Genomic DNA, 17,329 nt, shown 5'->3' on the forward strand with positions numbered 1-17,329 from the left:
AATGTTGAGTTGGTATTGTCTCTAAATTTACCACGTACAGTGCTCAAAATTGCCTACCTCTGACACCTGCTTCAAATACGGCAAGTTTGGTAGATTCAAGATGCTATTCAGGTATGAAGTAGATAAGCTTGAGCATTGCATTTGATATATGAAAATTTACCTAATGCTAAGTTATATTAAACCCATTAAGAATATATAAAGATTAACAATGACTAAAACCTTTGAACAACAATGGAATGATCACTTTCCAAATAAAGTACCTATTCCTTACGTATTAAAATTTTATTTTTCGGAATATTGGTTTCGTATGCATAGCTTGCCCGAGTCTAAACAATATGCAGACACAACAGAAGAAGTGCTACTTTTATTAGATCGTCAAAATCAGATCATCACAGATTGTTTAGGCTTAGATACCTCGGTTTACCTTGTGACAGGTAATTATGTTACGCCACATTATTCTCAGCCAGAGCCAAATTATTTCCACCCTGAGTATGATAGAAGAAAAATCATTTCCTACAATTTAATAGAATCACCTTCTATGAATCTACATCAGATAGATCCTGAATACTTTGATGATGGTGATGAAAATGATGTCTGTTTTATACCCTTATACACTCAAATAATATGGGAGCCTAAAAAACATGATGATTTATTATTAAAAATTGCAAATGAAGAAATTCATGCATTTCTCGTTTCATTTGAAAAAAAAATTATTGTTGCACCTTATGATGGTGGTATTGATTTTATTATTTGGGATAAGAAGTTTAAAAAGCAATTGAAAGAAAAATATAGTGCTTTGTTACCATCTAACGCGGAAGGCTTATAAAAACCGCCTCACGGCGGTTTCAATTGTTCAAATATTACATCTGCAACGCATAACCCAAAAATAAAAACACCAACTGCAAACACACCACTGCACCAAAAAGCTTCCAACCCTTTTTACGCAGCGCAGACTTATCCACTGCCGAATATTCTACTATTTTAATCATGTCATCACCTCATCATGAGTGTTGATACTGAACTCGTTTACTTATCCATCTTTCTTTTATCTTGCTAGTCTTTAATCTTGCATAGTTATTGTGCATAAATTACACACTAGCATGTTTCCACAAATATAAAAGCAAAATCTAAACCAAGTTCAGTGGGAGAAATAAAAATTTAAAACCAACAAAAAACCACCCGCAGGTGGTTAAAAATCGAAAGCGATTATATGTGTAAAAATAAGCATTCACAATAATTAATATATCTTTTGGTAAATTTTAAACATAAAAAAAGCCACCCGAAGGCGGCTCTTTTCTATTATTCATCTATCTAAGATTAACCAATAAATTTACGTGCATTACGGAACATACGTAACCAAGCACCGTCTTGATCCCAATCTTCTGGTTTCCAAGAATGCTGAATCGCACGGAAGTTACGTTCAGGGTGCGGCATCATAATCGTTGCACGGCCGTCTTTAGACGTTACACCTGAAATCGCTTCTGGCGAACCATTCGGGTTCATTGGGTAATGCTGCGTTGGGTTGCCTTGGCTATCTACATAACGCAAGATCACTTGATCGCCAGCATTCAATGCTGCAATGTTTTCCGCGCTTGCAACCACACGACCTTCACCATGTGCAACAGCGATTGGAAGAATCGAACCTTCCATACCTTCTAACAATACAGAATTTGATTTTTCAACGCGTACGTTGACAGCACGTGCTTCAAACATCTCTGAAGTATTGCGGTGGAAACGAGGCCAAGCGTCTGCACCCGGAATTAATGGTGCAAGCTGAGACAACATTTGACAGCCGTTACAGATACCTAGAGAGAATGTTTCATCACGGTTGAAGAATTTCTCAAATTGGTCACGAAGCTTCGGATTGAACAATACAGATTTAGCCCAACCACCGCCTGCGCCCAATACGTCACCGTAAGAGAAACCGCCACACGCCACTAGACCTTCAAAGTCATCAAGACTGATACGGCCAGCAAGCAAGTCGCTCATGTGTACGTCCACAGTGTTGAAGCCGACTTTATCAAATGCAGCAGCCATTTCTACATGACCGTTTACACCTTGTTCACGCAGAATCACCATGTTTGGACGGCGTTCGTTGATGTACGGCGCTTCGATTGGCTCGTTCAAATCAAATGTTGGTTTTGCAATTAAACCTGCATGTGATTTGTCAGCGATCAACGCATATTCTTGATCCGCAGTTTCTACGTTGTCACGCAGACGTTGGATTTGATGCGACACTTCAGTCCATGCTTGCTGTAATTCAGCACGGTCTAAGCTCAAACCATTTACAGTTAAAGTATCTGTATTGTTTACAGTACCTACCACTGCAATTGCATCGCGCAATGAAGACGCTGCAACTTCAGCTTCTAATGCAGCCCAATCCGCTTTGCTGATTTGAAGCACTGCACCAATTTCTTCAGCAAACAAGCTTGCAGTTGATTGATCTTCAAGTGCCACACCTAAACGTGAAGCAAACATCATTTCTGCAACAGTCGCCACTAAACCACCATCACCAATGTCGTGATAGGCTTGGATCAGACCACGTGCATTCCAATCTTGTACCAACGCAAAGAAAGCTTTGAACTCATCAAAATTGTCTACATCTGGTGTGATTGAACCAATGGCTTTATACACCTGTGCCAAAATCGAACCGCCTAAACGGAACTGACCTTTAGACAAGTCAATGCGTACTAATACTGAATCGGTATTTTTTAATTCAGGAGTTAATGTTTTGCGTACATCGGTTACAGGTGCAAAGGCTGTGATGACACCTGACATTGGTGAAGTGACAGATTTGTCTTCGCCTTCGTCATTCCAAGTGGTACGCATAGACAATGAGTCTTTACCTACTGGAATTGCAATACCCAGTGCAGGACACATTTCCATACCAATGGCTTTAACACCTTCAAACAAGGCTTGGTCTTCACCTTTTTGCCCTGCTGCCGCCATCCAGTTTGCAGATAATTTAATATCGCTAATCTGATCAATTTTGGCCGACATGATGTTAGAAATTGATTCTGCCACTGCCAAACGTGCAGATGCTGCAGGGTTTAACAATGCTACAGGCGGACGTTCACCCATTGCCATTGCTTCACCTGTGAAGCCTTGCAAGCTAGTGGTCGTCACTGCTGCATCCGCAACAGGGACTTGCCATGGGCCAACCATCTGATCACGTGCAACCATACCGGTAATTGAACGGTCACCAATGGTGATTAGGAATGATTTAGAAGCAACTGTTGGATTTTTCAAGACGCGGTAAATCGCATCTTTCAGATCGGTGACTTGTGCCGCAGCAAAGTCATCCCCTTTACGTTCAATCGTTTCGTATGAACGGCTCATACGCGGTGTACCGCCAAGCATCACTTGCATTGGCATATCCACAGCTTTGTTTTCAAACAGTGGATCGTTCACAGTCAATTGACGCGCTTCAGTTGCTTCACCTAATACGGCGAATGGGCAGCGCTCACGTGCACATAGTGATTCAAATAATTCTAAAGAGCTTGGACGGATGGCCAATACATAACGCTCTTGCGCTTCGTTCGACCAGATCTCCATTGGAGACATGCCTTTTTCCAATGATGGAATTTTACGCAGATCAAGTACCGCACCTAACTCGTGATCGTTCACAAGTTCAGGCATGGCATTTGAGATACCGCCCGCGCCTACGTCATGTACAGACACGATTGGGTTATGATCTTCCATGCGCCAGCAAGCATCAATCACTTCTTGGCAACGGCGTTCCATTTCTGGGTTTTCACGCTGTACAGATGCGAAGTCTAGGTTTTCACCCAACTTACCGCTGTCTACAGAAGACGCTGCACCGCCGCCTAAACCAATCAGCATTGCAGGACCACCTAGTACGATCAGTAAATCGCCTGGTTGAATCGCATCTTTTTCTACATGGTCAGGACGGATGTTACCGTAACCACCGGCAATCATAATTGGCTTATGGAAGCCTTTTACATCACCATTGACATTTTGTTCAAATGTACGGAAGTAACCATTTAAAGCAGGACGACCAAATTCGTTGTTAAAGGCTGCACCGCCCAATGGGCCTTCAATCATAATTTGAAGTGGAGATGCCATACGAGATGGTTTGCCGTAGTTTTCTTCCCAAGGCTGTTCAAAGCCTGGAATATTCAAGTTAGATACGGTAAAACCTGTTAAACCAGCTTTTGGCTTACCACCACGACCTGTTGCGCCTTCGTCACGGATTTCACCGCCCGAACCTGTTGCTGCACCAGCAAATGGTGCAATCGCTGTCGGATGGTTATGTGTTTCCACTTTCATCAAGATGTGAGCGGCTTGACTCTTGTATTTATAAACGTGGTGACCTGTTTCAGCGTCTTGTTTTGGATAAAAACGCTGTGTGTCAAAACCAACTATTACAGAAGCGTTGTCTTTATATGCCGACAATACATCTGTAGGTGATTCTTTATAGGTGTTTTTAATCATTTGGAACAATGATAATGGTTGAACTTCACCATCAATTGTCCATTCTGAACCGAAGATTTTATGACGGCAATGCTCTGAGTTCGCTTGGGCAAACATCATCAATTCGATGTCATGCGGGTTGCGACCCATTTTTGTGAAAGCATCGGTTAAATAATCAATTTCTTCATCAGAAAGCGCAAAACCAAATTCAGAGTTAGCTTTCACCAACGCTTCTTTACCTTGACCCAAAATATCAATTGAGTTTAAAGGCTTTGGTTCAGTTTCAGAGAAAAGTGCCGCTGCATCTTCAATAGCATTGAAAACACTTTCGGTCATGCGGTCATGTAATGCTAGTTTTACTTCATCAGAAACAGCATTTACACCCTTCAAAGTAAACAAAACACCGCGTTCAAGGCGATGAACCGGTGTATTACAGTTGGCAAAAATGTCTGTTGCCTTAGACGACCACGGAGAGATGGTTCCAACACGTGGCGTCACTAAAATTTGGACTTCGTCACTTGCTGCTTGGTGCAATTCAAAAGATTGACCATCGTTGAGAAGCTGTAAAGCGGATTGCTGTTGTTGCTCGTTGAGCGCTTGGTCAAAAAGGTAAACCCATTGACTTTCAATTGATTGAACAGAACTAATTGACGTTAAACGTGATAATAGTTGAGTTTTCTTAAATGAAGAATGTGCAGGTGCACCGGCAACGATAAACATGCTGATTTTGGCTCCACGGGATGATCGAAAAGACCATGCCACAATGTGACTTGAGAGAGCGCATATTCTACTGTGTATTAGTTAAATCAGCTAGATGTGAAAGTGAAATTGTAGTGCTTATATCGGGAAGTTTAGGCAATAATGCTTTTATTTTTAAATAATAAAATTGAATTTAGTCGCACAGATTAACACAAAATTATCTGATTTTTTCATTTCATCCTAAGAATAATATTCAAACTATAAAAATGTTTTATTTTTCAATAACAACTCACTTTTTAATCAAGCGTTCAAACCATATTTGAAAATGATTTTCAGGTCTAAATGTGTGAGATTTAAACCTGAAATTCATAAAAGACTAAAATCATTTCACATTTGAAATTGAAACATTTTATTTATTCAAATCTGACAATAGATGTTGAATTACATTGAGGGCTAAGTTCAGTGAGTTTACATCTACACCATCAATCGTATCGCAAGCCTTGTGATAGCACGGTGCAAATTCGAGTTCATCACCTTTCATTTGCTCATTAAATAAAATTAGTGAAGTAACGGGAACTTTCCCTAAAAATGGCAAAGTATCGCTTGCTGTTAAAGTCGTTACATCATCTTTAATCTGCATATTATTGGTTTTAAAATATTGACGCATACTTTGTTCTAATGCAGCATCCTGCGGGTGCTTAGGTAATTGACTCATGCTGTCTAAGATTGGCTGATAATCACTTTGTATAAGTCCATTGGCTTTAAACTGTGCCGCCATTTCTGCAATTGATGAATGGTCACCATCGGCAATCATGATATTCGGATTCTTTGTTCCCACCATATCAACATTGATATAGGCTTGAATGCCTTGAAGCTGTTTCTCACTGAGTGATTTCACAAAAGCTTGTGAACCTGCAATACCAACCTCTTCCGAATCCCAAAAGGCAAGATATAGTGTGTGTTTAGGTTTTACCTTTTGCTTCGCATAGTCTTGTAATAATGCTAACAATACTGCAACGCCTGAAGCATTATCATTAATCCCAGGCCCCATTTTCACCGAATCATAGTGCGCGCCGACAATCACAGCGGTATCTTTGAATTGCCCTTCAATCTCAATCACAATATTTTGCCCAACGGTCTTTTCTCGATTTTCAAATGGCAACATTTGCGCGTGCAAGCCTGCTTTCTTGGCTTGTTCAAGAATATATTGTGCAGAAGCCAATCCACCTGCTGTACCTACTGCACGATTGCCACCATTTTGTTCCGCAATTTCTTCAAATGTTTCTAAATGATGCATCATGCTATTTTCTGATGCAGCAACATTTTGGTTTGGCTGCACTTTCGTTATATTTTTTTCTGTATTGAAACTTGTACAACCTGACAAAAAAATGTCACGCCCAAACTTAGTGCAGTCAAAGTAGGAAGAAATTGCTTTCTATACATTTAAATTATTCTCATTGAAAATTAAAAAATGGGATAAAAGGTAAAATTTGCCCATCTATACTAACAGCCCATTTTTAAATTTCTGTTTTGTTTTGCATTTCATTAAGGCAAATCACTCATACATCTTTTAAGACAAGTTGTGTCGCCCCAGACTAGTGATTTTCAACTAAGTTTGGCATTATTCAATTCAAGTAATAAATGAATAATGATAAATGACTCAAATGCGTTGGCTTGAACTTCTTTCTACAGTTCGTATTGGTAGCAATAAACACAGTTCTGAACAGGCACGTAGCCCTTTTCATAAAGACTATGACCGCATTATATTTTCGCAGAGTTTTCGACAGCTTAATCGCAAGACCCAAGTCCATCCATTAACCCAACACGATGGCATTCATACTCGCCTGACGCACTCTTTAGAAGTGTCTTGTATTGGACGTTCATTGGGGATGCTGGCGGCTGAAAAAATTAAAGATGAACTCCCGATGTGGATTTCACCTGCCGATGTCGGTGCAATTATTCAAGCTGCGTGCTTGGCACACGATATTGGTAATCCACCTTTTGGCCATGCAGGCGAATATGCCATTCGAGAATGGTTTGATGACGCATCGCATACCAACTTTTTACAGGACTTAAGCCCTGAAGAAGAAGCCGATGTGCGTCAGTTTGAAGGTAATGCACAAGGCTTACGTTTACTGACTAAAATTGACTATCACCCGAATGATGGTGGTATGCGTTTAACCTATGCAACTTTAGGTGCATATTTAAAATACCCGTGGCTATCCAAAACTATTGCATCGCAAGGCAATAAACCTGCAAGCCAACGAGCAAAGTTTGGTTGTTATCAAGCAGAAAAAGAAATCTTGCAGCAAATTGCAGAACAATTGGGTTTAATTCAACTGGGCGAATATCACTACTGTCGTCATCCTTTGACTTATTTGCTTGAAGCCGCAGATGATATTTGTTATGCCTTAATTGACCTTGAAGATGGCATTATCCTCAACATGTTGAACTATAACGAAGTTGAGCCCATTTTCCTTGATTTGGTCGGTGACTATGGCATACCTGCCGAATTGGCTATGACTGATACCACTTGGCAACAAAAAATTGCCGCATTACGAGGTCGTGTGATGAAACGTCTAGTCGAAGAAGTCACGACTGCCTTTGCCCGTCATCATCATGATATTTTGTCAGGTCAACTCAAAGGCAGTTTATTGCAATATTGCAGTGAAGATATTGAGCGTGGAATTAACCGAGCAAAAGAATTAGCTCGCGATAAAATTTTTGAACATCCACAAAAAGCCGGCTTAGAGATTATTGCGCATCAAAGTCTACAAAATATTTTAGATGCATTTATTCCTCTAACTACGCCAAATAAAACCTTGAGTTTTAAAGAACAGCGACTGATGTCCATTCTCCACCGTTCGGGGGCACATTTTGGGCCGTTGCATTATGAAAACATCATGCAAGTATTGGATATTATCTCTAAATTTTCAGACCATCAGGCTTATAACCTTGCACAGGAACTTCAAGGCAATAAAGTTGGTTTCTTTTAAAGCTGAAAAAATGTGAAGGCTAGTAATTCGCTGGCCTTCACGCTAATCTCGCAACAAATTGAAATTGAGCAAATAGCTCAGACTAAACTGAAATAAAGTGAATAAATGACATGATCGGATGTTTAATTGGCGAAGTGCTGGCATTGGAAGCACCAACGGTATTACTCAATGTAAATGGTGTGGGCTATGAAATTGACACCCCACTTTCAACATTTTGCCAACTACAGAAAGGTCAAAAAATTACCTTGTGGACACATCTGGCTGTACGTGAAGATGCACAACTGCTGTATGGATTTAGCAATGCTCAAGAAAAACTGATCTTCCGCACACTGTTAAAAGTTAACGGCGTAGGCCCTAAAATGGCACTGGGCATTTTATCAACATTAAGTGTTGAAATGCTGATTCACACGGTTGAACATGAAGATGTAAACACTTTAGTCAAAGTTCCGGGTGTGGGTAAAAAGACCGCTGAACGCCTCATGATTGAGCTTCGTGATCGCTTTAAAGCCATGGCTTCAGGCACTGCACCAACCAATTCAACTGTTGAACAAATTCAATTTACAGGCAACTCTGCAGTTGCCGAAGCTGAGGCGGCATTGCAATCATTAGGTTACAAACCAATTGAAGCACAAAAATTAGTGAATGCTGCCAAAGGTGACTTTACTGAAGCCAGCGACATTATCCGTGCAGCACTTAAGTCGATGAATAAATAATTCAAATAGACATACCAATACACCTAAATTGGATACACGAAGGCGACATGGATGTCGCCATGTTGGATTGGGATATAAGGATATATCCTCAATCCAACACAAGATTTTTGTTACTTTTGATCTTTCAAAAGTAAAGCAATGCCTACACAATGGCACCTTAACACAAATCACAACTTGAGGCTGTGCCTCGAAAGTTCAGCCAGAGATTGATTTAATTATATGCAAGACCGTCTTATCAGTGGTTCAGAAAAACCCGAAGACCACTTCGACCGCGCCATTCGCCCAACTTCCCTTGATGACTACATCGGGCAACCTGTCGTCCGTGAACAAATGGAAATCTTTATCGGTGCTGCGCGTGGCCGTGAAGAAGCACTCGATCACACCTTAATTTTTGGCCCACCGGGTTTAGGAAAAACCACACTAGCCAATATTATTGCGCGTGAAATGGGCGGCAACTTAAAATCGACATCAGGCCCAGTCCTTGAGCGTGCAGGCGATTTGGCTGCGATGCTAACCAACCTCGAAGAAGGTGATGTTTTATTTATTGATGAGATCCATCGTCTTTCACCGGTCATCGAGGAAATTCTCTATCCAGCGATGGAGGATTACCAACTCGACATCATGATTGGTGAAGGCCCTGCTGCCCGTTCGATCAAACTGGATTTACCACCCTTCACTCTTGTTGCAGCGACGACTCGTGCAGGCCTACTGACCTCTCCTTTACGTGACCGTTTTGGTATCGTACAACGCTTAGAGTTTTATTCTGTCAAAGACTTAACGCATATTGTGACTCGATCTGCAAACTTGATGGATGTACCCATGACTGCCGAAGGCGCACAGGAAGTTGCACGCCGTGCTCGTGGGACACCTCGTATTGCAAACCGTTTATTACGCCGAGTCCGTGATTATGCGCAAGTTAAAGGTACGGGTGAAGTAACCCAAGAGATGGCTCAACGTGCTTTGGACATGCTGAATGTCGATAAAGATGGTTTAGATACGCTAGACCGCCGTTATTTATCAATGCTACTAGAGCGTTTTGATGGTGGCCCTGCAGGCGTAGAAGCTTTAGCTGCTGCTATGGCAGAAGACTCAGGGACGCTAGAAGATGTGATCGAGCCTTACCTCATTCAGCAAGGCTATGTCATGCGTACTGCACGTGGACGTATTGCCACCAATATGGCGTATTTACAGTTTGGGATGACACCACCAGAGCCGAAAGATAAGTAAACGATAATTCACTGAACGACTTCAGGGAGTTAAATGCTCCCTGCATGTTTATTTAAATTTTTAAAATAAATTCAAGCCACTACAAACAATAGACTAAAATGATAAATCTTGAGAATAGAATAATTAACAAAATTAATAGCGACTACATTCAAAACCTACCATTAGACAGTGCCATTGAACACATTCCCAGAGAACAACCTATCAGTTCATTTAGCCCAAAACAAATGAGTGATTTTGAAAGCTTATTCCACACCGAATACAATTATTTTATCACTGTCGAATGTGAAAACATTCTTAGCAAAGAAACCATAGAAGTAAGTGAAGATAATATCTTAACTATTAAACAATCGCCTTCTGCATATCGTATAAAAAACCTGAGCTTCAACTATACTTCTGCCCTCATTTTTATTGGGACGTACTATCACGACGACGTACAAGCTTTGGTCAAGGAAAACTTTAAGCCAGCAAAAATTAATACGTTGTATTTCAGCTTCTCATTCTTTACTTTAGTCATACTCGTTTATGTGTTTTTCTGGATAGATCTACCTAATAAACTTTTACTCATGTTAGTTATTGGCCTTGGCTTTTGCTGCTTAACGTATATGTATGAATCTTTAAAAGCATTACTCCCAAAGCAACAGAAAAAGAAAATGGAAGAAACTCACTTTCATATTGCGGGATATTTAGCAGCTCATCTACAGGATTTTGTCGATACAAAATTTAAATTAGATGAACAAACAAATTAAAAGCAGTCTCTTTTTTAATCAATAATTACAACTACGGAAGTTAAAGATTTACGTGAGTTGAAACCTTGTGCCATTGGACTGATGACTCACGGTGCTAAACTGCCCGTCATTGAAGCACTTGACGAATCATTGAATTATCGCCATTTTTAAATGCTCTAATTCTATGCTGAAGTGCAGAACAATATTTTTCAGATTTTATAAAGACGGAACACTCTCATGGCGAATAAATTCGAATTCAACATTCGTGTATATATTGAAGATACAGATGCAGGTGGCATTGTTTACCACGCAAATCATATTCGCTTTATGGAGCGTACCCGCACAGAATGGCTACGCGCTTCAGGTGTAGACCATTATTGGCATCAAAAAGATTACAACTTTGTCGTTCATAAAATTAATGTGAAATATTCACGCCCTATATTAATGGATGACCTGATTACTGTTACAGCAAGTGTAGTTTCGTGTAAGGCTACGTCATTTGTGTTGCAACAAAATATTTATCGTGGTGATATTATGCTGGCATCAGGTGAGGTAGAATTGGCATGTATCAGTGCAGAGATGAGACCCCGTCGCCTTCCTGATGAAATACGTGAACTGATTCTGAAAGAATTGGAACAAGATTAAAAAAATTATTTGGCACATGTAGTAACTATGGCAACTCAACTAGAATCAACACTCAAAGTTTCAGACCTCATCTTACAAGCAAGTCCTGTCGTACAACTGGTAATGCTCCTGCTGCTCTTAGCTTCGTTATTCAGTTGGTATCTGATTGCCAAGTTACACATGAGTTATAAAAAAGCGCAGGCTGACGATGAACATTTCCAAAAAATCTTTTGGTCTGGCGCCGAACTCAACACTTTATACAACAATGCTCAGCTCAACTCGAAACGTGTTGGCCTTGAAGATGTCTTCTATCAAGGTTTAGGCGAGTTTTTCAAACTTAAAAAACGTAATGCCAGTGCAGAACAATCAATTGAAGGTACAGAACGTATTCTTCGCGTAGGTTTAAGCCGTGACCAAGGACATTTAGAAAATGGTTTAGGCGCGCTTGCGAGTATTGGCTCGGTTGCACCCTATGTCGGTTTATTCGGTACTGTTTGGGGCATTATGAACGCCTTTATTGGTTTAGCAGATGTTGACCAAGTCACCCTTGCTACGGTTGCTCCTGGTATTGCAGAGGCATTGATTGCAACGGCCATTGGTCTTTTTGCGGCAATTCCTGCTGTACTTGCATTTAACCATTTCACAGCCAAAGGTGAAGCCGTTTATAACGATCGTGCACTTTTTGCCGAAGAAATGGTTGCGTTATTACAACGCCAGTCTGTAGGTTCAACTCAGGACAATGACTAATGGCTATTCAACGTTCTGGACGCTTTGAGCGTATCAAAAAACCATTAAAAAGTGACATGAACGTCGTACCTTATATTGATGTCATGTTAGTTCTATTGGTGATTTTCATGGTCACTGCACCTATGATCACCACAGGTGTCAAAGTCGATTTACCACAGGCAAATGGCACGCCTATGCAAGCGGAAGATCGCCCTGCGATTGTTACACTTGAGGCGGATGGAACGATCAAACTAGAAGATAAAAATCATCAGAATGATGTACTCACACTTGATGAACTAAAATCTGTTTTAACTGCTTCACAAAATGAAGCGAACGAACAGAAAAAGCAAATGAGTGTCCTGATTAACGGCAGTGAATCTCGTCCTTATGGTGAAGTCATGAAACTCATGTCTGCCCTTCAAGATGCAGGTTTAACACAAGTAGGTTTACTGACTGAGCCATTAAAATAATTTATGAAAGATTTCAACAAGCCGCCTTTTAAACAAAAAGCCGTTGCGATTGGTTTCACACTAGGTGTTCATATCGTCGCTGTGGTTGGCTTACTTTATCTTGGCATGAGTAAACCACCTGAGCCCCCTAAAAAAATAACCACTGTTTTGGTAAAACCGGAAGATTTGAAACCTGTAACTCGTGAAGTCACAGAGTTTGATGAAACCGCGCATGAAAATGTAGCTGAACAAATCACGCAAACAGCAGAACCTAGCGTTGAACCAGCACCCGAGATTCCAACGGCTGCACCACCTAAACCAGCAGAACCACCTAAGGCAGATCCACAGGTTGCTGCTCAACAGGCACTCGCTGCGGCAAAAGCACAGCAGCTTGCTGAACAAAAAGCTGCGGACAATGCAAAGCGTGCTCAAGAACAAGCTAAAGCGGCTGAAGCTGCAAAACTAAAAGCACAACAAGAAGCTAAAGCGGATGCGGCTAAGGCAAAAGCAGATGCTACGGCGAAAGCCAATGCTGAAGCAGCAAAACGTAAAGCAGATGCTGATGCCAAAGCCAAGGCCGAAAAAATCCGTGCCGATGCTTTAAGAAAAGCAGAAGCTGACAAAGCCAAAGCTGCAGCAACGGCAAAAGCCAATGCAGATGCAAAAGCCAAGGCCAATGCGGATGCTGCAAAACGTAAAGCAGATGCAGACGCGAAAGCTAAAGCCAATGCGGAAGCTGCAAAACGTAAAGCAGATGCTGATGCGAAAGCCAAGGCCAATGCAGAAGCTGCAAAACGTAAAGCAGATGCTGATGCCAAAGCTAAGGCCAATGCAGAAGCTGCAAAACGTAAAGCAGATGCCGATGCAAAAGCTAAAGCCAATGCGGAAGCTGCAAAACGTAAAGCAGATGCTGATGCCAAAGCTAAGGCCAATGCGGAAGCTGCAAAACGTAAAGCAGATGCTGATGCGAAAGCCAAGGCCAATGCAGAAGTTGCAAAACGTAAAGCAGATGCCGATGCAAAAGCCAAGGCAGATGCAAAGGCTAAAGCCGATGCCGAAGCACGCGAACGTGCAGCCGAAGAAGCCAAAGCTTCATCAGCTAAAAAAGCAGCTGAAGAAGCCGCACAGAAAAAGGCTGAAGCGAAGAAAATTGCCTCAACTGCTAAACGTGATTTTGAAAACAAAATCCGCCGTGCATGGGATACACCTTTTGACTCTGCTGGTAAATCGGCAACTGCTCGCGTTACCCTTACGGAAAGTGGTTCAGTTCAGTCAGTGATTGTGAACTCTAGTGACCCTGATATGAAAGCCAGTATTGAGGCTGCTGTTCGAGCTGCTGCACCATACCCAATGCCGAGTGACCCAGATGCAAAACGTGAAGCTCAAAGGTTTACGTCCACCTTCAAGTCATCACGTTAATTTTTAAATCCCTGCAAACCTTGTGGGGATTTTTCATTTACTTCTATAAAGAATCATAAAAGATGAAACCACTTTTTTTATTTTCTACACTCTTACTTATTTGCAGCCAAACAATTGCTCAAAGTCGGTCAATTTATATCCCCTCTTCGGCAACGCCTGAAAATATATCATCCGAACAATTTAAAGCTTTGCTGAAGGATAATGCTAAAACAAATCAACCTGAGCAAGCTTTACAAGAAGTACAATTTCCGCCTACAGCCATGGCAAAAAATTCAAATGATGAGGCTGCAAAGAAAAAAGCTGAAGCCAAAAAAATTGCTCTCACAGCAAAAAAAGATTTTGCAGATAAAATTCGCCGTGCTTGGCAAGTTCCCAAAGGTTCTACAGGAAAATCGGCATCTGTACGTGTTAATCTCGCAGACAATGGACGTGTACATTCTATTATTATCAATTCTAGCGATCCAGATTTGAAAGCCAGTATTGAAACTGCCGTTCGCGATGCTGCACCTTATCCCATGCCATCTGATCCAGAGGCACGTAAACAAGCGCGCATTTTTATAACAAAATTTATAGCGAAATAACGATACCCATTTAAATTTTTAAATTGATCATTGGACTAATTACAACTTATGGCACATTTGAAATTTTTGTTTCTATTTTCTGTAATGGCAGGCTCATCATCAACCTTAGCCAGCCCTACTGACAATCCAGCATCGACTCAGATTCAACCTGAAAAGGTCGCGGTGAGTTCCGCGAATGTACCTATGACTACCGCAAAGGCAAAGTCTGAGCAATACAAGCGCGAACGTGAACAAACTGCTGCGACAGCTAAACGAACAGCAAGCGCTGAGGCTTCTCGTAAATCACAAGCCAAAAAGCTTGCATCTGGGACCAAAACCGAAATTAAACATTTAATCTTGAGCCGTTGGCAAGCTCCAGCAGATTCAACTGGGCAAAAAGCCAATGCTCGAATTACACTGACATCATTTGGTTCAATTCAATCGATAGTGATTCTTGATGCGCCAAATCGTGCATTTAAAAAGAGTATTGAAAAAGCCATCCTTAGCTCAGCCCCTTTTGATTTACCAGAAAATCCAGATGCTCGCCGTGAATCTCGGTTGATTTATATGTCTTTCCACTCTAAATAAGGACATCAGTTCAGCAGAACCTTATATTTTTATAATTAAGCATCATCAAAATAGGCAAACATTTAGACACGAATTCACAGACGAATAACAGATTAATCATAATGTTGTGCTTTTAATAATTCAAAATCATGCCATTATGTGACACAACCTAATACAGACAATAACTCACATTTTTAGAGTAGTTAGCGAATGATGGAAATGACGCGTAAACATCTTCTTTGCTTAGCCGTATTCACTGCTTTGAGCCCAGTTTTAGTGACTCAAACGCATGCGCAGCTTCACCTCGAAATCACTAAAGCTCCTGAAGAAGCACCTAAAATTGCGATCGTGCCTTTTAGTAATGACTCAAATATTTATCCAGTGGTTGAAAATGACTTGAACCGCTCAGGTAAATTTACCAGTGCCTCTAAAAACTTACCTGCAACTGCAACAATAAATTCACCTAATGCAGAAGCATGGAAAGCTGCGGGCGTACCCTATGTCGTGACAGGTACATCAAAAACAACGGCTGATGGCTCTTATGAAATTCACTACCAACTGTATGATGTTGAAAAAAAACAATACCTGTTAAATGAACTACTCACTGTACCTGCTTCACGTTACCGTCAAGCAGCGCATATGATCAGTGATGCGATCTATCAAGCTTTAACTGGCATTCCAGGTGACTTCAGCGGCCGTATTGCCTATGTATTGCGTAATGCAGCAACACCAGATCAGCGCTATACCCTACAAATTGCAGATACAGATGGTGAACAACCCCGTACGATTTTGACTTCACGAGATCCAATCCTTTCCCCTGCGTGGACGCCTGATGCGAAAAAGCTAGCCTATGTTTCTTTTGAAACCAAGCGCCCTGCAATTTACATCCAAGACTTAGCAAGTGGTAACCGTGAAAAAGTTGCAAGTTTCCGTGGTTTAAATGGTGCTCCAAGCTTCTCGCCCGATGGTAAAAGCATGTTGTTCACTGCATCTATGCATGGCAATCCTGAAATCTATCAAATGGATTTACAGACTCGCCAATTAAAACGCATGACCAATGACACAGCGATTGATACAGAAGCGCGTTATGCCCCTGACGGTAAATCATTTATTTTTACCTCTGACCGTGGTGGCTCTCCACAAATTTACACCTACAACTTAAGTGCTGAAAGTGTCAAACGCTTGACTTTCCGTGGCGCTTTCAATGCACGTGGTACGTTAAGTGCGGATGGTAAAAAATTAGCTTTGGTGCATCGTCCTAGCGGTAGTAACTATAAAGTTGCGGTTCAAGACATTGGTTCAGGTGTAACCAATATTTTAACGCCAACAAGTTTAGATGAATCCCCAAGCTTCTCACCAAATGGTCAAATGGTGGTGTATGCAACACGTGAAGCAAACCGTGGTTTGCTCTCGATAATGTCTTTAGATGGTCGTTTCCGCATGAACTTACCAAGTGAACAAGGTGAAGTTCGTGAACCAGCTTGGGCACCGAAATAAACACTGCATGATTTATTCAACAATAACTTTTTAATGAAACATCATAAATAACCGTCATGGAGATCAATATGAAAGCAATGAAACTGATTGCGCTACCTGTTTTAGCTACAGCATTAGTAATGACTGGTTGTGCCAGCCGTAAACCTGCAGCAGATGTACAAGCAGGACAAAACCCAAATGGCTCAACCACTGTAAACACTTCAGGTTTAAGTGAAGATGCTGCGCTCAATGCACAAAATCTTGCGGGTGCATCATCTAAAGGTGTAACTGAAGCGAATAAAGCATTTTTAGCGAAACGCGTAGTACACTTTGACTACGACAGTACAGAGCTTAGCAATGAAGATTTACAAACTCTTCAAGCTCACGCTCAGTTCCTAGTTGCTAATGCAAACTCACGCGTGGCTTTAACAGGTCATACCGATGAACGTGGTACTCGTGAATACAACATGGCTCTAGGTGAGCGTCGTGCTAAAGCTGTTGAAAGCTTCCTGATTACAACAGGCGTAAGTCCAAATCAGCTTGAAGCAGTCAGCTATGGTAAAGAAATGCCAATCAATGCGGGTCATGATGAAAATGCATGGAAAGAAAACCGCCGCGTAGAAATTAACTACGAAGCTGTTCCTCCGCTACTGAAATAAGACTTGAAAAAGTCTTAGCTAAAAAAAGCACTCATTGATGAGTGCTTTTTTGATT

At 41.2% G+C, this 17,329-nt stretch carries 16 protein-coding genes; 13 read left to right on the forward strand and 3 right to left on the reverse strand.

Annotated features, from left to right (window positions below; translation table 11 throughout):
- Window positions 1-208 precede the first annotated feature (208 nt).
- Window positions 209-826 carry a hypothetical protein gene (locus FTT88_RS04725; protein ID WP_180040158.1) on the forward strand — a complete coding sequence of 206 codons (618 nt, stop codon included), beginning with the start codon at window positions 209-211 and terminating at the stop codon, window positions 824-826.
- A gap of 34 nt (window positions 827-860) precedes the next feature.
- Here FTT88_RS04725 and FTT88_RS17315 read toward each other — a convergent pair whose 3' ends face one another.
- The 3 genes from FTT88_RS17315 to FTT88_RS04735 all read right to left on the reverse strand — a co-directional run bounded on the left by FTT88_RS17315 (window position 861) and on the right by FTT88_RS04735 (window position 6,433).
- On the reverse strand, window positions 861-989 hold the full coding sequence (locus tag FTT88_RS17315; protein WP_257220672.1) for a KGW motif small protein: 129 nt from the start codon (window positions 987-989) through the stop codon (window positions 861-863).
- Between the two features lie 328 nt (window positions 990-1,317).
- Window positions 1,318-5,154, reverse strand: a complete 3,837-nt coding sequence (purL, locus tag FTT88_RS04730) for a phosphoribosylformylglycinamidine synthase (RefSeq protein WP_180173708.1) — start codon at window positions 5,152-5,154, stop codon at window positions 1,318-1,320.
- A 388-nt stretch (window positions 5,155-5,542) separates the two neighbouring features.
- Window positions 5,543-6,433: a M20/M25/M40 family metallo-hydrolase gene (locus FTT88_RS04735; RefSeq protein ID WP_180164264.1), complete on the reverse strand. Its 891-nt coding sequence runs from the start codon at window positions 6,431-6,433 to the stop codon at window positions 5,543-5,545.
- 355 nt (window positions 6,434-6,788) lie between these two features.
- Between FTT88_RS04735 and FTT88_RS04740 the strand changes: the two genes are divergently transcribed.
- The 12 genes from FTT88_RS04740 (at window position 6,789) to pal (ending at window position 17,274) form a co-directional block, all read left to right on the forward strand.
- Window positions 6,789-8,129: a deoxyguanosinetriphosphate triphosphohydrolase gene (locus FTT88_RS04740; protein WP_180007613.1), complete on the forward strand. Its 1,341-nt coding sequence runs from the start codon at window positions 6,789-6,791 to the stop codon at window positions 8,127-8,129.
- 110 nt (window positions 8,130-8,239) lie between these two features.
- On the forward strand, window positions 8,240-8,842 hold the full coding sequence (gene ruvA, locus FTT88_RS04745) for a Holliday junction branch migration protein RuvA (RefSeq protein ID WP_168378057.1): 603 nt from the start codon (window positions 8,240-8,242) through the stop codon (window positions 8,840-8,842).
- A 219-nt stretch (window positions 8,843-9,061) separates the two neighbouring features.
- Complete coding sequence (gene ruvB / locus FTT88_RS04750) at window positions 9,062-10,069, forward strand: Holliday junction branch migration DNA helicase RuvB (protein ID WP_168378058.1); 1,008 nt, start codon at window positions 9,062-9,064, stop codon at window positions 10,067-10,069.
- 98 nt (window positions 10,070-10,167) lie between these two features.
- Window positions 10,168-10,815 carry a hypothetical protein gene (locus tag FTT88_RS04755; protein WP_180054940.1) on the forward strand — a complete coding sequence of 216 codons (648 nt, stop codon included), beginning with the start codon at window positions 10,168-10,170 and terminating at the stop codon, window positions 10,813-10,815.
- 216 nt (window positions 10,816-11,031) lie between these two features.
- Window positions 11,032-11,439, forward strand: a complete 408-nt coding sequence (gene ybgC, locus FTT88_RS04760) for a tol-pal system-associated acyl-CoA thioesterase (protein ID WP_067765246.1) — start codon at window positions 11,032-11,034, stop codon at window positions 11,437-11,439.
- A gap of 27 nt (window positions 11,440-11,466) precedes the next feature.
- Window positions 11,467-12,165 carry a protein TolQ gene (gene tolQ / locus FTT88_RS04765; RefSeq protein WP_078192037.1) on the forward strand — a complete coding sequence of 233 codons (699 nt, stop codon included), beginning with the start codon at window positions 11,467-11,469 and terminating at the stop codon, window positions 12,163-12,165.
- Window positions 12,165-12,614 carry a protein TolR gene (gene tolR, locus FTT88_RS04770; RefSeq protein ID WP_078190369.1) on the forward strand — a complete coding sequence of 150 codons (450 nt, stop codon included), beginning with the start codon at window positions 12,165-12,167 and terminating at the stop codon, window positions 12,612-12,614. Before tolQ ends, tolR begins: the two co-directional genes overlap by 1 nt.
- A gap of 3 nt (window positions 12,615-12,617) precedes the next feature.
- Window positions 12,618-14,012 carry a cell envelope integrity protein TolA gene (gene tolA / locus FTT88_RS04775; protein ID WP_180059242.1) on the forward strand — a complete coding sequence of 465 codons (1,395 nt, stop codon included), beginning with the start codon at window positions 12,618-12,620 and terminating at the stop codon, window positions 14,010-14,012.
- Window positions 14,013-14,074: 62 nt separating this feature from the next.
- A complete protein-coding gene (locus FTT88_RS17515; protein WP_180054933.1) occupies window positions 14,075-14,593 on the forward strand; it encodes a cell envelope integrity protein TolA in 519 nt (172 codons plus the stop codon).
- A 48-nt stretch (window positions 14,594-14,641) separates the two neighbouring features.
- Window positions 14,642-15,160, forward strand: a complete 519-nt coding sequence (locus FTT88_RS04785) for a TonB C-terminal domain-containing protein (RefSeq protein ID WP_257222184.1) — start codon at window positions 14,642-14,644, stop codon at window positions 15,158-15,160.
- Window positions 15,161-15,352: 192 nt separating this feature from the next.
- The gene (gene tolB / locus FTT88_RS04790) at window positions 15,353-16,636 is read left to right on the forward strand and encodes a Tol-Pal system beta propeller repeat protein TolB (RefSeq protein WP_171319182.1); all 1,284 of its coding nucleotides are present in this window, start codon (window positions 15,353-15,355) and stop codon (window positions 16,634-16,636) included.
- 68 nt (window positions 16,637-16,704) lie between these two features.
- The gene (gene pal / locus FTT88_RS04795) at window positions 16,705-17,274 is read left to right on the forward strand and encodes a peptidoglycan-associated lipoprotein Pal (protein WP_168378062.1); all 570 of its coding nucleotides are present in this window, start codon (window positions 16,705-16,707) and stop codon (window positions 17,272-17,274) included.
- Window positions 17,275-17,329 lie beyond the last annotated feature (55 nt).

The organism is Acinetobacter sp. YH01024 (assembly GCF_013420195.1).
Taxonomy (GTDB): Bacteria; Pseudomonadota; Gammaproteobacteria; order Pseudomonadales; family Moraxellaceae; genus Acinetobacter; species Acinetobacter amyesii.

Coding starts and splice junctions, on each gene's coding strand:
- purL (WP_180173708.1), bottom strand. CDS start 5,154: ATGTTTATCGTTGCCGGTGCACCTGCACATTCTTCATTTAAGAAAACT.
- ruvB (WP_168378058.1), top strand. CDS start 9,062: ATGCAAGACCGTCTTATCAGTGGTTCAGAAAAACCCGAAGACCACTTC.
- FTT88_RS04740 (WP_180007613.1), top strand. CDS start 6,789: ATGACTCAAATGCGTTGGCTTGAACTTCTTTCTACAGTTCGTATTGGT.
- ybgC (WP_067765246.1), top strand. CDS start 11,032: ATGGCGAATAAATTCGAATTCAACATTCGTGTATATATTGAAGATACA.
- pal (WP_168378062.1), top strand. CDS start 16,705: ATGAAAGCAATGAAACTGATTGCGCTACCTGTTTTAGCTACAGCATTA.
- FTT88_RS04725 (WP_180040158.1), top strand. CDS start 209: ATGACTAAAACCTTTGAACAACAATGGAATGATCACTTTCCAAATAAA.
- FTT88_RS04755 (WP_180054940.1), top strand. CDS start 10,168: ATGATAAATCTTGAGAATAGAATAATTAACAAAATTAATAGCGACTAC.
- FTT88_RS17315 (WP_257220672.1), bottom strand. CDS start 989: ATGATTAAAATAGTAGAATATTCGGCAGTGGATAAGTCTGCGCTGCGT.
- tolR (WP_078190369.1), top strand. CDS start 12,165: ATGGCTATTCAACGTTCTGGACGCTTTGAGCGTATCAAAAAACCATTA.
- tolQ (WP_078192037.1), top strand. CDS start 11,467: ATGGCAACTCAACTAGAATCAACACTCAAAGTTTCAGACCTCATCTTA.
- FTT88_RS17515 (WP_180054933.1), top strand. CDS start 14,075: ATGAAACCACTTTTTTTATTTTCTACACTCTTACTTATTTGCAGCCAA.
- tolB (WP_171319182.1), top strand. CDS start 15,353: ATGGAAATGACGCGTAAACATCTTCTTTGCTTAGCCGTATTCACTGCT.
- tolA (WP_180059242.1), top strand. CDS start 12,618: ATGAAAGATTTCAACAAGCCGCCTTTTAAACAAAAAGCCGTTGCGATT.
- ruvA (WP_168378057.1), top strand. CDS start 8,240: ATGATCGGATGTTTAATTGGCGAAGTGCTGGCATTGGAAGCACCAACG.
- FTT88_RS04735 (WP_180164264.1), bottom strand. CDS start 6,433: ATGATGCATCATTTAGAAACATTTGAAGAAATTGCGGAACAAAATGGT.
- FTT88_RS04785 (WP_257222184.1), top strand. CDS start 14,642: ATGGCACATTTGAAATTTTTGTTTCTATTTTCTGTAATGGCAGGCTCA.